Raw genomic sequence first — 13,485 nt, forward strand, 5'->3', positions numbered from 1 at the left:
GCGCCGGGCAGCATCGGTCACACCGATCCCTGCGAGGCCTGACGCTGGTCGAGCTGATGGTCGCGATCGTACTGGGCCTGCTGATCCTGGGCGGCGTCATCGCCGTCTTCCTGTCCAACCGGGAGGCATTCCGCACCACCGAACAACTCGCCCGCGTCCAGGAGAACGCTCGCACCGCCTTCGAACTGATGGCGCGCAGCATCCGCGAAGCCGGTGGTTCGCCGTGTGGCCGCAATCTGCCCACGGCCAACGTGCTCAACAACACTGCGACCACTTGGTGGGCGCAATGGGGAGAGGGGCTGCGCGGCTATGGTGGGTCCGATGAGTTTCCGGTCAAGGGCTTCGGAACGGGCCATGCAGAGCGGGTGCCCGGCACGGAGGCCATCGTGATCCTGTATGGCGACAGCAACAGTGCGGTCCCGGTCGTGTCGCACAACCCCACCTCGGCCGAGTTCAAGGTCGGCAGCATCGCGCACGGCGTGAAAGACGGCGATGTCCTGCTCGTGTGCGACTACAAGCAGGCCGCGATCTTCCAGGCGACCAACAGCAACTCCAGCAACGTCACGATCGTGCACAACACCGGCAACGCGCGGTCGCCCGGCAATTGCACCAAGGGACTGGGCCTGCCCGTCGTGTGCTCGGCGGTCGGCACGCAGTACGAGTTCCAAGGCGGGCAGCTCATGAAGCTCGCCGCCGAGGCTTGGTACATCGGAAACTTCACACGCGCCGACGGACGTACGGGCCGCTCGCTCTTTCGGGCGCGGCTCGATTCGGCTGCGACCGTCCAAGTCGAAGAGATCGTCGAGGGTGTCGAGGACATGGAGGTGGCCTTCCTCAGCAGCAGCGGCACCACCCTGGCAACCGACTACGTGCCCCCCGCCGGTGTCATCGACTGGAATTCGGTCGTTTCAGTGCGTCTGACCTTGACCTTCCAGGGAAGCGAGCGAGTCGGAACAGACGGACAAGCCTTGCGCCGGCAGTCCATACACGTCATCGGCCTACGCAACCGCCTGTCATGAAGCCTCGCATCGTCTCTCATCCCCGCTCCCTTCGGGGCGCCACGCTGATCGTGGCCTTGGTGCTGCTGATCGTCGTCACGCTGCTCGGCGTGGCGAGCCTTCGTGGGGTGATCTTGCAGGAGAAGATGGCTGCCAACCAGTACGACCGCAACCTGGCGTTCCAAGCTGCGGAGGCCGCGCTACGGGCAGGCGAGGCCGCCGCGCTCGCTCAAGCCCAGGCAGCCACTCCGAACGTCGGGTTCCCGACGCACAAGTACCCGGACGACGACCCGAACCCGGATCAGTGTGACCTCCAGCCTTGTGCGGCGGGCACAGGCCTGTGCGGGATGCCAGACCCGATGTGCGTAGCCCCCTGGGACCAGCAACCGAAGGACAACTGGGCAAGCGTGTCGGGCTCGCTAGGCAGCCTCGCCGGGACCCCGCGGTATCTCGTCGAGTACATGGGCATCGGCTTCCCCTGCAACCCCGGAAACGCCTACACGGCGACGACCTGCAAGCTGTACCGGGTCACGGCGAAGAGCGAAGCCGGAGCGGACCGCGCCGAGGTCACCTTGCAATCGATGTTCACAGCCCCTTGATTGCGCCGGGAGAGCATCATGAAGAACCACCTCCATACGAAAGCGCAGAAGAGCTGGCTTCGAGCGTGCGCCGCCTTGCTGGCCCTTCATTTCGGCCTGTCGTCCACGGTCCTGGCTGCGATCGACATTCCACCGATCCCCCTTCAGTCCGGGACCCTCGTGCCTCCCAACGTTCTCTTCATCCTCGACGACTCCGGATCGATGGCGGATGACGAGATGCCCTCGCTTTCCAACCCCCCCGAATGGCGGCGGCACAACCATTCCATCAACACCATCTACTACAACCCCCGCGTCACCTACACGGCTTGGCGCAACGCCGACGGCAGCTACAAGACCGGGGGCACCACCTACACCGACGCCTATTCCGACGACGATGAACTGAGGGACAGCATCGACCTGTCCGAGAGCGACAGGGTGTACTACGCCGGCAAGACGGACTCGGTGCCGCCCATCTCGAGCGCGACTCGCTCCGATTACTACAGGTTCCGGATCTACAAGGACAACTCGGTCATCCGGATCGAGCGTTGCGAGTTCAACGCCGCAAAGGCGACGTGGAGCCGCAATTGCACCGAAACCACCGAGGTCGACTCCAAGACGAAGCGTAGCGTTGCGGACGAACTGAAGAATTTCGCCACCTGGTATTCCTATCACCGCACCCGTATCAAAGTGGCCAAGGCTGCTGCCGGCAGCGCCTTTGCCGACCTCGGCGAGAACTACCGGGTGGGATACACCTCCATCTGGAACCGCGGCCGCTTCGACATCCCCGTGCAAAGCGACGGCGGTCTCTTCCGGGGCGACAACAAGCAAAAGTGGTATGACGCTCTTTACAAGGCGCGGGCGAGCGGCAGCACGCCCCTGATCCCGGCGCTCCAGCGAGCGGGCCAGTACTTCTCTGACACCGGCAAGGATGGGCCTTGGGGACCGGAACCCGCGTCGAACCAGGTCGCATGTCGGCAGAACTTCGCCATCCTCACCACCGACGGGTACTGGAACTCCACGACCGGCTACACCCCCGTCGGGAATGCCGATGGCACGGCGGGTGGAGTGAACTACACCCCCAGCACCCCTTACAAGGACAACCATTCCAACACGTTGGCCGACGTGGCGATGCACTACTGGAAGACCGATCTGAGACCCGACCTGTCCAACATCGTGCCCACCACCAGTGGGAATCCCGCCAACTGGCAACACATGGTCACGTTCGGAATTTCCATCGGACTGCGGGGCACGCTCGATCCCGCCGCCGACTTGCCGGCGCTCACGGCCGGGAGCAAGGTCTGGCCCGATCCGACGGATCGCGAGGACGCGGAGCGAATCGACGACCTGTGGCACGCCACGGTGAACGGCCGGGGGCGCTTCGTCGCGGCCAGCGACCCGAAGCAACTCAACGAGGGCATCCGCCAAGCCTTGGGGACGATCAGCGAGCAGGTCAGCTCGGCGTCCAATGTCTCGGCCAACAGCACCCAACTCGACACGGGCACGACGGTTTACCAGGCGAGTTACATCGCAGGCGCCTGGACGGGAGAACTCAAGGCCTTCTCCATCTCGGGGCAGGGTATTGGCGCCACTCCCAAATGGCTCGCGTCCGAGAAGATTCCGGCGCACGACAGCCGTAGGATCTACACCCGCAGCGACCAGAATGGAAACGGCATCGAGTTCCGCTGGAATGCGTTGACGACTGCGCAGAAGACGGCGCTCGGCAGCGAGGACGTGCTGCTCTATCTCCGGGGGAACCGCAGCAAGGAGCGCTCGCAGCCCGACGGCGTCTATCGGACCCGCCCGAGCCTCCTGGGCGACATCGTGAACTCCTCGCCTGCCTACAGCGCGGACTCCAACACCCTCTTCATCGGTGCAAACGACGGGATGCTCCATGCATTCGACGCCAGCAGCGGCGTGGAGAAGTTCGCCTACATCCCTGGGTCGCTGATCGGGGCTCTGAAGACGCTGAGCGAGCCGCACTACAACCACCGCTACTTCGTGGACGGCGAGATCGCCGTCTCCGCCAAGACGCAGACGAAGGACAAGAACTACCTCGTGGCCGCACTCGGACGAGGGGGCAAAGGCGTCTTCGGACTGGACGTCACCAACCCCGGCTCCTTCTCCGGAAACAACGTGCTGTGGGAAATCGGAGCTGGCGACAACGACATGGGCCTGGTCCTCGGGAAGATCGTGATCGCCAAAGCGAACAACGGCAAGTGGGTCGCGATCTTCGGCAATGGCTACAACAGCGCGAACGAACGGGCGGTGCTTTATGTCGTCGAGCTCGATTCGGGCAAGACCGTCAAGATCGACACCAAGGCCGGCTCGTCGGCAACTTCGAACGGCTTGGGCTCCCCTGCAGTTCTCGACATGGACCGTGACGGGACGGCGGACTACGTGTACGCCGGAGACCTCCTCGGCAATCTCTGGAAGTTCGACCTCACGGGCAAGTCGTCCAGCGGGTGGAAAGTGGCCTTCGGCTCCGAAGCGTCTCCCGCTCCTCTGTTCGTCGCCAAGGACGCCTCCGGCGCGAGACAACCCATCACCGGACAGCCCGCTGCAGTCGTCAATGATGTGAACGGCGACCCCAACCGAGGCAAACGTTTCGTTCTGTTCGGAACGGGCCGCTACCTGGCTGCCGGCGACCCCACGAACCAGCAGGTTCAAACGTGGTATGGAATCATCGACAACGACGCGCAAATCAGCAGCCGCTCTGAGCTTCGGGAACGCCACATCGTCGAGCAAGGCACGGTGTCGGGCCTGTCGGTGCGCGCGTTCTCGACCTCATCATCGAACGACATGATCGGCAAGCAAGGGTGGTTCGTCGATCTCAAGGTCGGCAGCAAGGTCGAGGGAGAGCGCATCGTCTCGGCTTCCCGCGTGGTGAATCTGGGCCGGCCGGTGCTGCTGGCGAGCAGCATCATTCCCGAATCGACCCAATGCTCGGCGGCGGGCCGCGGGTACGTGAACGCCATCAACCCCTTCACCGGCACCGCGCTCGACGACGTCTTCTTCGACCTCAACGCCGACCGTGCCTTCAACAGCTCAGACATGATCGCCGGAAAGATCGTGGGGTCGGTGGACCTCGGCGTCGGCATGCCGACCGAAGCGATCGTCGTGGGCAACCGCTTGGCTGTCGGGGGATCGAAGGGCCAACTCAACTCCGTCGGCGTGAACATCTCGGCTGCCGGCCGGATCTCCTGGCGGGAAATCGTGAAGCGATGATGGGATCGGTATGAAGACCTTCCGCAGCTCCTTTGCAAGTGAACGTCGGGCGCGATCAGGCACCGAGGGTTTCACGCTCGTCGAACTGATGATCGTCGTCGCGATCGTGGCCATCCTGGCTTCGATTGCCTATCCGAGCTACCAGCAGCACGTGATGACGTCGCGCCGAGCGACCGCTCAGTCGTGCCTGCTCGAGGTATCGCAGTTCATGGAGCGCTTTTATGCGACCAACATGCGGTACGACCAGACCGCCGCCGGCGTGGCAGTGACATTCCCCAGCACGCAGTGCACGACCGACCTCGCCGGCCAGTACGTGTTGCAGTTCGCCGCCGGAGAGCCGACCGCCGGCAGCTACACGATCGAAGCCGTCCCGCAGGGTCACCAAGCCACGTTGGACACGAAGTGCGGTACCTTGAGCTTCAATCACCGCGGTGAAAAGAAGGTGAGCGTGACTGGAACTGCGGTGAGCGACTGCTGGAAGTAAGGGAGGGACGGCCCCCGCCCCTCCTCAGGATGCCTGAGGGCAGTGGCCCTGCGCTCGTTCCTGTCGGATCCGCCCGGCGGCGCTCATCACCAACAGATGTGTGTGCGGGTCCCCCGGCGAACATATGACGAACCGGCCACTCAGGAACGCCCCGTTCGCCTGCACGGGCCACCCCGCAGGATCGAACGACACATACTCGGCCATCGGCCCTCTCGCCGAAATGTGCACTCGGCGGGCCTGACCCACGGCCAGGACCGTCTCGCCTTCGTCGAGCAGGGCGTTGCGGTTCGTGTCGGCGAAGACCTCCCAGCCCTGGTGCCAGCCCGCCGGCGCCGCCCGCACCGTGATGCGCTGCCCCTTGGCGACGGCCATCTGCCTTGCCATGGAGAGGTGGGCATACAGAGCCGATAGGGCCGCCTGCTGTTGGTAGCGCGCCACCAAACGCGCCATGCTCGGAGACGCAGCGCCAGCGAGAACGCTCAGCACACCGAGCACGGTCATGATCTCGAGAAGCGAGCGGCCGCACGAACGCGGCCGTGAGCACCAGCGACGATGCACGGGTACAGTCCCTCCCTATCCTTGCGTCTTGTTGTGCATGACAGTCTAGAGAAATGGCGCCCCGAACCGTATCCCCCAAGGGGGGTGACCTCGCCGACGCGCAGTGGATGAAGCGTGCGCTGGAGGAAGCCCACAGGTCGCTTTGGCACGCGCCGCCGAACCCTGCGGTAGGCTGCGTCCTGCTTCCGACGGCAGGCGCCCCCATCCTCGGCCACACGCAGCCGCCCGGTCATCGGCACGCCGAAGCTGACGCGCTGGCGCGCGCCCGCGAGCTGGGCGTGGCGACGGCCGGCGCGACGGTCTTCGTGACGCTCGAGCCCTGTTCCCACTTCGGCCGCACCCCGCCCTGCGCGGATGCGCTCGTCGAGGCCAGGGTGGCCCGTGTGGTGGTGGCCGTGCAGGACCCGAACCCCCTCGTGGCAGGCCGCGGCATCGAGCGCTTGCGCGCCGCCGGGATCCAGGTGGAGGTCGGACTGCTGGACCGGGAAGCGAGGGAAATCAACATCGGGTTCTTCTCCCGCATGGTGCGCGGGGTGCCCTGGGTGCGCATGAAGATCGCGGCCTCGCTGGACGGGCGCACCGCGCTCGACAACGGGCGCAGTCAGTGGATCACGGGTGCAGCGGCCCGTGCCGACGGCCATGCCTGGCGCGCCCGAGCGGGCGCCGTGCTCACCGGCATCGGCACCGTGTTGGAGGACGATCCGCGCCTGGATGTGCGCGAGGTAGAAACGCCGAGGCAGCCCTTGCGGGTGATCGTCGATTCGCGGCTGGAAACGCCCCCTGGCGCCCGCATCCTGCAATCGCCCGGCTCGGTGCTGATCTACGCCGCGCAGGACGACGTGGTGCGCCGGGCAGCGCTCGAGGCGCGGGGAGCCGAGGTCGCGCTGTGCCCCGGGCCTTCGGGCAAGGTGGACCTGAGCGCCATGCTGCGGGACTTGGCTCGACGGGGCATCAACGAGCTGCACGTGGAGGCGGGCCACAAGCTGAACGGCTCGCTGCTGCGAGAGGGCCTGGTGGACGAGTTCCTGATCTACCTGGCGCCCAAGTTGCTCGGCCTGGGTCGCGAGATGCTGCGCTTCGGGCCGCTGCAAAGCCTGGACGAGGCCGTGGGGCTGCGCTTTCTCGAGGTGCAGCCCGTGGGAGAGGACCTGCGCATTCGCGCCCGGCCGCCCGGCCGCGAGCGGTTCTGAGGGGGTGGGGCCCTCCCCCCGGTGCCCGCTCTGCACGCCGGTACTGGCTGACAATCCTGAGACAATGCCCGCATGTTCACAGGCATCATCACCGGCGTGGGGCGCATCCTGGCGGTGGAGCCCTTGGGGGCGTCCGCCGCCCATGGCAAGCGGCTGACCATCGAGGCCCCGCAGGGCTATCTGGACGACGTGCAACTGGGCGACAGCATTGCCCTGAATGGCGCGTGCATGACCGTCACCTCGCTCGACGTGGCCGGGCGCTCCTTCACGGTGGACATCTCTCAGGAGAGCCTGTCGCGCACGGCGGGGCTGGCCGCGCCGGGGCCGGTGAATCTGGAGAAGGCGCTGCGCGCCGAGGACCGGCTGGGCGGCCACATCGTGACGGGTCATGTGGACGGCCTGGGCCGCGTCACGTGGTTCCGGCCCGTGGGGGAGTCATGGGAGCTGCGCGTCCTCGCGCCGCGGGAGCTGGCGCGCTATCTGTCGCGCAAGGGCTCGATCACGGTCAACGGGGTCAGCCTCACCGTCAATCGCATCGAAGACCGCGACGACGGGACCGAGTTCAGCATCAACCTCATCCCCCATACGCTGCAGCAGACGACGCTGGGTGGGCTGGCAGAAGGCGACCTCGTCAATCTGGAGATCGACCTGATCGCGCGCTACGTCGAGCGCATGTTGAGCACCGGCTAGGAGCCCAGGGCGGGGGGGGGGGCGCGCAGGCGCCGGACATCAAGGAGGAGGCGGCGGCCACCGGCCGGCGCCGGGGGAGAGTCCCGCGGCTGCGGGCCCCGCCGTCCGGGGCTTGCTCGACCTTCGATCGAGCCTCGGACGCTCTGCGGGCCAGACCCCTCGCGTCGGCGCAGGCCGTCCGCAAAGACGGCCCTCGGCCGGGGCCCTGCCGGCCCCACCTACAATGGCGGCCATGCCCATCTCCCCCGTCCCCGAAATCATTGCGGAGCTCGCCGCGGGCCGCATGGTCATCCTCGTCGACGAGGAGGACCGCGAGAACGAAGGCGACCTCGTCATCGCCGCGGATCACGTCACACCCGAGGCGATCAACTTCATGGCCAAGTACGGCCGCGGCTTGATCTGCCTCACGCTCACGCGCGAGCGGTGCGAGCGGCTGCAGTTGCCGCCGATGGCGTCGCGCAACGGTACGAAGCACGGCACGGCCTTCACGGTCTCGATCGAGGCCGCCGAAGGAGTGACGACCGGCATCTCCGCCGCCGACCGTGCGCATACGGTGAAGGTGGCGGTGGCGCGCGACGCCAAGCCCAGCGATCTCGTGCAGCCGGGACACATCTTCCCGCTGCAGGCCCAGGAGGGCGGCGTGCTGATGCGCGCCGGGCACACCGAGGCGGGCTGTGATCTCGCCGGCATGGCGGGTCTGACGCCCGCCGCGGTGATCTGCGAGATCATGAACGACGACGGGACGATGGCGCGCCTGCCCGACCTGGAGCGTTTCGCCGAGCAACACGGACTCAAGATCGGCACGATCGCCGACCTGATCGAGTACCGCAGCCGCAACGAAACGCTGATCCAGCGCGTCGGGCAGCGCGCGCTCGCCACCCCGGCGGGGCGGTTCGATTGCACCGCCTACCGCGACCACTCGGGCGGGCTGCACCTGGCCCTCACCCTGGGGCAATGGAACGCGGAGCAGGAGGTGCTGGTGCGGGTGCACGAGCCCTTGTCGGTGTTCGATCTGCTCGATGCCGGCCACTCGACGCACTCGTGGCCGCTGGCCAGCGCCTTGCAGCGGCTGCAGGACGAAGGCCGCGGAGTGGCGGTCCTGCTCAACTGCGGAGAAGGAGTCGACAGCCTGCTGGAGCGCTTCTCGCCGAATGCCGAGGCGGCTCCGAGGCGCAACGCGCAAATGGATCTGCGCACATACGGCGTGGGCGCCCAGATCCTGCGAGACCTCGGGGTGGGACGCATGAAGCTGTTGGGCCGCCCGCGCCGCATGCCCAGTCTGGTGGGCGGTTACGGTCTGGAAGTCACCGGCTTCGTCGAAGCCGAGGCTTGAGCAGCACCGGCCTTTCGTTCGTCAAGGAATCACCGCTATGCAAGGCGCAGACAAGGGCCAGGCCCGCGAACTCGATGGCAAGGGCCTGCGGATCGGCATCGTCCAGGCCCGTTTCAACCAGGCCGTCACGGATCGGCTCGCGCAGACCTGCCTGGAGGAGTTGCTCGCGCACGGCGTGGAGCGCCGCCACGTCCGGCATGTGACCGTGCCCGGCGCGCTGGAAGTGCCGGTGGCCCTGCAGGCGATGGCCGAGTCGGAGCATTTCGAAGCGCTCATCGCCCTCGGTTGCATCATCCGCGGCGAGACGTACCACTTCGAGCTTGTGGCCAACGAAAGCGGTGCGGGCGTGAGCCGCGTGTCGCTCGACTACCGGCTGCCCATCGCGAACGCGATCCTCACCGTCGAAAACGAGGCGCAGGCCTGGGCACGGGCCGAGGACAAAGGCCGCGATGCCGCCCGCGTGGCGCTGGAGATGGCGAAGTTGTTGGAAGAATTGTCGTGAGTGATTCAGAACCCAAAGCGGACAAGTCCGGTCCCAAGCGCGCCGCGGTCAAGTCGGCGCGGCGACGCTCGCGCGAGTTTGCGCTGCAGGGGCTGTACCAGTGGCTGGTCGGCGGCGCACAGCCCGGCGAGATCGAGGCGCACCTGCGCGAGCTGGAAGGCTTCGCCAAGGCCGATCTGGCCCACTTCGACGCGCTGCTGCACGGCTGCATCCGCGAAGCGGCCGACATCGATGCGACGCTCGCCGCGCACGTGGACCGCAAGACGACCGAGCTCTCGCCGGTCGAGCACGCGGTGCTGATGATCGGCGTGTACGAACTCAAGCATTGCATCGACGTGCCCTACAAGGTCGCGATCAACGAGGCGGTGGAACTGGCGAAATCGTTCGGCGGCACCGACGGGCACAAGTACGTGAACGGCGTGCTCGACAAGGCGGCCGTGGAGTTGCGCCCGGTCGAGGTGCAGGCCGGGCGCCAGCGCCAGTGAACGAGCGCATATGAGCGTCGCCACCGAGCCGATCCAGACGCGCTTGCCCCTCGGCGCACCCTTCACGGCCGGCGAGCGGAGGAACCTGCGATGAGGCTCGCCCGGCGCACGCAAGCGATCGAGCCCTTCTATGTGATGGAGTGCGCCAAGGCCGCGGACGAACTCGCCCGCAGCGCCTTGTGCGACCCTGCCCGAGGCGGCCGGCCGATGATCTACCTGAACATCGGGGAGCCCGACTTCACGGCGACCGAGCCCGTGCGCGAGGCGGCGGAGCGTTGCGTGCGCGAAGGGCGCACGCAGTACACCCCGGCGCTCGGCCTCGAAGCGCTGCGTGAGCGCATCAGCGGCTGGTATCGCGACCGCTTCGCGGTGGACGTGCCGGCGCGGCGCATTGTCTTGACCGCGGGCGCGTCGGGGGCCCTGCAGTTGGCCTGTCTCGCGCTCGTCGAGGCCGGCGACGAGGTGCTGATGCCGGACCCCAGCTACCCCTGCAACCGGCACTTCGTGACGGCGGCGGGAGGGCGGCCCGTGCTGGTGGAAAGCGGGCCCTCCACGCGCTTTCAGCTCGGGGCCGAGCAGGTGCGCGCCTGCTGGGGGGAGCACACGCGCGGCGTGCTGCTCGCTTCGCCGTCCAACCCGACGGGCACGTCCATCGAGCGAGACGAGATGCGACGCATCGTGGAGACGGTGCGCCGGCACGACGGGGTCACGCTGGTCGACGAGATCTATCTGGGCCTGAGCTTCGACGAGGCCTACGGCCACAGCGCCCTGGAACTCGGCGACGACGTCATCACGATCAACAGCTTTTCGAAGTACTTCTGCATGACCGGCTGGCGGCTCGGCTGGCTGGTGGTGCCCGAGGCGATGCTGCCTGCCGTCGAGCGGCTCGCGCAGAACCTCTACATCTGCCCGTCCACGGTGGCGCAGCACGCCGCCCTCGCCTGCTTCGAGCCCGAGAGCATCGACGAGTACGAGCGGCGGCGCGCGGAGTTCCGCGCGCGCCGGGACTACCTCGTGCCGGCCCTCGAGCGGCTCGGGTTGCGCGTGCCGGTGATGCCCGACGGCGCGTTCTACGCGTGGGCGGATTGCTCGGCGCACCACACGAGCAGTTGGGACTTCGTGTTCGAACTGATGCGCCGGGCGCAGATCGCGATCACGCCCGGGCGCGACTTCGGCCGCGCGCAAACCGACCGCTATGTGCGCTTCTCCTATGCGAGCCGGCGTGACCTGCTCGAGGAGGCGGTGGATCGGCTCTCGCAGGTCTTGTAGCCCGCGACGAGCGGCGATGCCCACCGGACGAGCGGTTCGGGGTCACAAGACGTTACCGCAAGCGCGAGAATAAGCGACGTTTCTCACGGCTGCTTCGATTGAGAGCTTGCGAGAAGTTCGTCTATTCTGCCGACACCGTGGAATTCCAGAAGACCGTCCTCGCGCTGCCCGGCGAACCGGGCCGGGATGCGGATGCTGCACCGGGCAGGCATCCGGCGTCGCCGCTGCACGAGCGCGACACGGCGGCGGGCGATCTGCCGGACTCCATCCTGGAAGCTGAACGCCCGGGCACGGGCGACTACGACGGGCTGCCCACCATCGGGCACATCGGCCGGTACGCGTTGAAGTACCGACTCGGCGAAGGCGGCCTGGGCACCGTGTATGCCGCGCAGGACCCGCTGCTCTCGCGGCTCGTGGCGATCAAGACGCTGAGCGTGGACCTCTCTCCGGAAGGCCGGGAGCGGTTCAACGAGATGTTCCTCAACGAGGCGCGCGCGGTGGCGAGCCTCACGCACCCGCACATCGTCACCGTCTTCGATGCCGGCACCAGTGAGCAAGGCGCGTACATCGCGATGGAGTTGCTCAAGGGCAAGGACCTGCGGCAGCTCTTGAAGGAGGGCTGGCGGCCCAAACCCGATGAAGCGGCACTGCTGGTCCGGCGGGTGGCCGACGCGCTCGCGTATGCCCATTCCAAGGGGGTCGTTCATCGCGACGTCAAGCCGGCCAACATCTTCATGGTGGGCCGCACCCAGCCCAAGGTGCTGGACTTCGGCATCGCCCGCGTCGCCAGCCAGCAGGAGAGCCCGTCCGGCGGCGACGAGTTCGCGGTCGGCTCACCGTACTACATGGCGCCCGAGCAGGTGCGCCACGAACCCGTGGACCGGCGGTGCGACGTGTTCTCGCTCGGCGTGGTGCTGTACGAGCTGCTCACCGGCACCAAGCCGTTCCAGGGGGCCACGCTCAGCGACATCGCCACGGCGGTGATCGCGCACCGCCCTGCGCCGGCGCACGAGGTGAACCCGCAGGTGCCGCCGGCACTGTCGGCCATTGCGGCGCGCGCGATGGAGAAGAACCCGGACGACCGCTACCGCTCGGCCCGCGTGTTCTCGCGCGAGTTGCGCCACTGGCTCGAGGAAGAGGCCGACGCCAGCGCGCAACAGGAGCGGGCCCAGGCCCGGCACCGCCAGCGCACCGGGCTGTGGCTGCTCCTGGGCGGCGGCGCGGCCCTGGTGGTGGCAAGTGCGGCGTACCGGTTCGGCCACGACACGGCGCCGACGGCCGAGGACGCGGCGGCGCCCGGCGCCCACGCCGCGGTCCCCGCCGCCTCGTCCGCGGCCACGGATGCAGCCGAACTTCCTGCGCAGGCGACCGCCCCGCCGCCTGCGGTGGCTCAGAGGACGGCAGACAGCTCGGCAGGCGCGGCGACGGCCGCGGCCGGGCAACCGGGCGCTCTCGCGCGAGCCGGCTCCGGGACGCCGCCCGCTCCCGCAAGGCGCCCCCGGGAGTCGGCCGGCAAGCCGGCCAACGGCGCTGTCGTCCCGACCGTGGCGACGCCCGCGGTCCCCGCGGCCACCGGCACGGTGACCCTGGCGGTGAGCCCCTGGGCGCACGTGGAAGTGGACGGCCAGGCGGCCGGCACCGTGCCGCCACTCAACCGGCTCACGTTGACGGAAGGCCGGCACACGATCACCTTGCGCAACGACGAATTCCCGCCTCACTCCGTGACGGTGAACGTGAGCCCGGGCCAACCGGTCACGGTCAAGCACAAGTTCGGACCATGAAGCCTTTGCTCTACCCGCTGCTCGCCGCGAGCGCCGTGCTCGGCGCCTGTGCACCCTTGCACCCCTCGCCGCCACCGGGCGTGACCGAACTCGCCGAGCGCCCCGCCGAAAAAGCGTTGCTCGCCGGCATTCGCGCCTACGAGGACGCGCACTACGACGAGTCGGAACGGCAGCTCAATCGCGCGCTGCAGGCCGGTCTGGCCTCCCCGAAGGACCAGGCCGCGGCGCACAAGTACCTCGCGTTCATCTACTGCACGAGCCGGCGCACGGCCCAGTGCGAGGCCGCCTTCCGGGCGGCGCGCCAGGCCGACCCGGCTTTCGCGCTGAGCAAGTCCGAGGTGGGGCATCCCCTCTGGGGCCCGGTGTACGCGCGCACTGCGCGATAATTCGCC

At 67.7% G+C, this 13,485-nt stretch carries 13 protein-coding genes; 12 read left to right on the top strand and 1 reads right to left on the bottom strand.

What is annotated here, in order from left to right; genetic code table 11:
* The first annotated feature begins 56 nt into the window (after positions 1-56).
* The 4 genes from OMP39_RS10380 to OMP39_RS10400 are packed head-to-tail and all read left to right on the top strand — an operon-like array spanning position 57 to position 5,285.
* The gene (locus tag OMP39_RS10380; RefSeq protein ID WP_483413720.1) at positions 57-1,019 is read left to right on the top strand and encodes a PilW family protein; all 963 of its coding nucleotides are present in this window, start codon (positions 57-59) and stop codon (positions 1,017-1,019) included.
* Positions 1,016-1,597: a pilus assembly PilX family protein gene (locus tag OMP39_RS10385; RefSeq protein ID WP_264891654.1), complete on the top strand. Its 582-nt coding sequence runs from the start codon at positions 1,016-1,018 to the stop codon at positions 1,595-1,597. Before OMP39_RS10380 ends, OMP39_RS10385 begins: the two co-directional genes overlap by 4 nt.
* Positions 1,598-1,615: 18 nt before the next feature.
* Entirely contained in the window at positions 1,616-4,801 is a 3,186-nt protein-coding gene (locus OMP39_RS10390) for a pilus assembly protein (protein ID WP_264891655.1), read from the top strand.
* A gap of 10 nt (positions 4,802-4,811) precedes the next feature.
* Positions 4,812-5,285: a type IV pilin protein gene (locus tag OMP39_RS10400; protein ID WP_280925508.1), complete on the top strand. Its 474-nt coding sequence runs from the start codon at positions 4,812-4,814 to the stop codon at positions 5,283-5,285.
* Between the two features lie 24 nt (positions 5,286-5,309).
* Here the strand turns inward: OMP39_RS10400 and OMP39_RS10405 are convergent, their stop codons facing one another.
* Positions 5,310-5,786, bottom strand: coding sequence for a GspH/FimT family pseudopilin (locus tag OMP39_RS10405; RefSeq protein WP_264891656.1), 477 nt, complete (start codon positions 5,784-5,786; stop codon positions 5,310-5,312).
* A 164-nt stretch (positions 5,787-5,950) separates the two neighbouring features.
* On the opposite strand from OMP39_RS10405, the gene ribD reads away from it, so the two are divergent.
* The 8 genes from ribD to OMP39_RS10445 all read left to right on the top strand — a co-directional run bounded on the left by ribD (position 5,951) and on the right by OMP39_RS10445 (position 13,479).
* Positions 5,951-7,033 (top strand): bifunctional diaminohydroxyphosphoribosylaminopyrimidine deaminase/5-amino-6-(5-phosphoribosylamino)uracil reductase RibD, encoded by a 1,083-nt coding sequence (gene ribD, locus OMP39_RS10410; protein WP_264891657.1) that lies wholly within the window; start codon positions 5,951-5,953, stop codon positions 7,031-7,033.
* A 72-nt stretch (positions 7,034-7,105) separates the two neighbouring features.
* Entirely contained in the window at positions 7,106-7,723 is a 618-nt protein-coding gene (locus OMP39_RS10415; RefSeq protein WP_264891658.1) for a riboflavin synthase, read from the top strand.
* A 232-nt stretch (positions 7,724-7,955) separates the two neighbouring features.
* The gene (gene ribBA / locus OMP39_RS10420; protein WP_264891659.1) at positions 7,956-9,056 is read left to right on the top strand and encodes a bifunctional 3,4-dihydroxy-2-butanone-4-phosphate synthase/GTP cyclohydrolase II; all 1,101 of its coding nucleotides are present in this window, start codon (positions 7,956-7,958) and stop codon (positions 9,054-9,056) included.
* A gap of 37 nt (positions 9,057-9,093) precedes the next feature.
* Positions 9,094-9,558 (top strand): 6,7-dimethyl-8-ribityllumazine synthase, encoded by a 465-nt coding sequence (gene ribH, locus OMP39_RS10425; RefSeq protein WP_264891660.1) that lies wholly within the window; start codon positions 9,094-9,096, stop codon positions 9,556-9,558.
* Positions 9,549-10,043, top strand: a complete 495-nt coding sequence (nusB, locus tag OMP39_RS10430; protein ID WP_425340675.1) for a transcription antitermination factor NusB — start codon at positions 9,549-9,551, stop codon at positions 10,041-10,043. Before ribH ends, nusB begins: the two co-directional genes overlap by 10 nt.
* Positions 10,044-10,133: 90 nt before the next feature.
* Positions 10,134-11,312: a pyridoxal phosphate-dependent aminotransferase gene (locus OMP39_RS10435; RefSeq protein WP_264891662.1), complete on the top strand. Its 1,179-nt coding sequence runs from the start codon at positions 10,134-10,136 to the stop codon at positions 11,310-11,312.
* Between the two features lie 98 nt (positions 11,313-11,410).
* Complete coding sequence (locus OMP39_RS10440; RefSeq protein ID WP_264891663.1) at positions 11,411-13,093, top strand: serine/threonine-protein kinase; 1,683 nt, start codon at positions 11,411-11,413, stop codon at positions 13,091-13,093.
* Positions 13,090-13,479 (top strand): TssQ family T6SS-associated lipoprotein, encoded by a 390-nt coding sequence (locus tag OMP39_RS10445; RefSeq protein ID WP_264891664.1) that lies wholly within the window; start codon positions 13,090-13,092, stop codon positions 13,477-13,479. The genes OMP39_RS10440 and OMP39_RS10445 overlap by 4 nt, the downstream gene beginning before the upstream one ends.
* Positions 13,480-13,485 lie beyond the last annotated feature (6 nt).

Source organism: Schlegelella aquatica, from assembly GCF_026013905.1.
Taxonomy (GTDB): domain Bacteria; phylum Pseudomonadota; class Gammaproteobacteria; order Burkholderiales; family Burkholderiaceae_C; genus Caldimonas; species Caldimonas aquatica.

Excerpts from the sequence above, each read along its gene's own strand:
- OMP39_RS10380 (WP_483413720.1), top strand. The coding sequence starts at position 57 with ATGGTCGCGATCGTACTGGGCCTGCTGATCCTGGGCGGCGTCATCGCC.
- ribBA (WP_264891659.1), top strand. The coding sequence starts at position 7,956 with ATGCCCATCTCCCCCGTCCCCGAAATCATTGCGGAGCTCGCCGCGGGC.
- OMP39_RS10385 (WP_264891654.1), top strand. The coding sequence starts at position 1,016 with ATGAAGCCTCGCATCGTCTCTCATCCCCGCTCCCTTCGGGGCGCCACG.
- OMP39_RS10390 (WP_264891655.1), top strand. The coding sequence starts at position 1,616 with ATGAAGAACCACCTCCATACGAAAGCGCAGAAGAGCTGGCTTCGAGCG.
- OMP39_RS10435 (WP_264891662.1), top strand. The coding sequence starts at position 10,134 with ATGAGGCTCGCCCGGCGCACGCAAGCGATCGAGCCCTTCTATGTGATG.
- ribD (WP_264891657.1), top strand. The coding sequence starts at position 5,951 with ATGAAGCGTGCGCTGGAGGAAGCCCACAGGTCGCTTTGGCACGCGCCG.
- ribH (WP_264891660.1), top strand. The coding sequence starts at position 9,094 with ATGCAAGGCGCAGACAAGGGCCAGGCCCGCGAACTCGATGGCAAGGGC.
- OMP39_RS10415 (WP_264891658.1), top strand. The coding sequence starts at position 7,106 with ATGTTCACAGGCATCATCACCGGCGTGGGGCGCATCCTGGCGGTGGAG.
- OMP39_RS10405 (WP_264891656.1), bottom strand. The coding sequence starts at position 5,786 with ATGACCGTGCTCGGTGTGCTGAGCGTTCTCGCTGGCGCTGCGTCTCCG.
- OMP39_RS10445 (WP_264891664.1), top strand. The coding sequence starts at position 13,090 with ATGAAGCCTTTGCTCTACCCGCTGCTCGCCGCGAGCGCCGTGCTCGGC.
- OMP39_RS10400 (WP_280925508.1), top strand. The coding sequence starts at position 4,812 with ATGAAGACCTTCCGCAGCTCCTTTGCAAGTGAACGTCGGGCGCGATCA.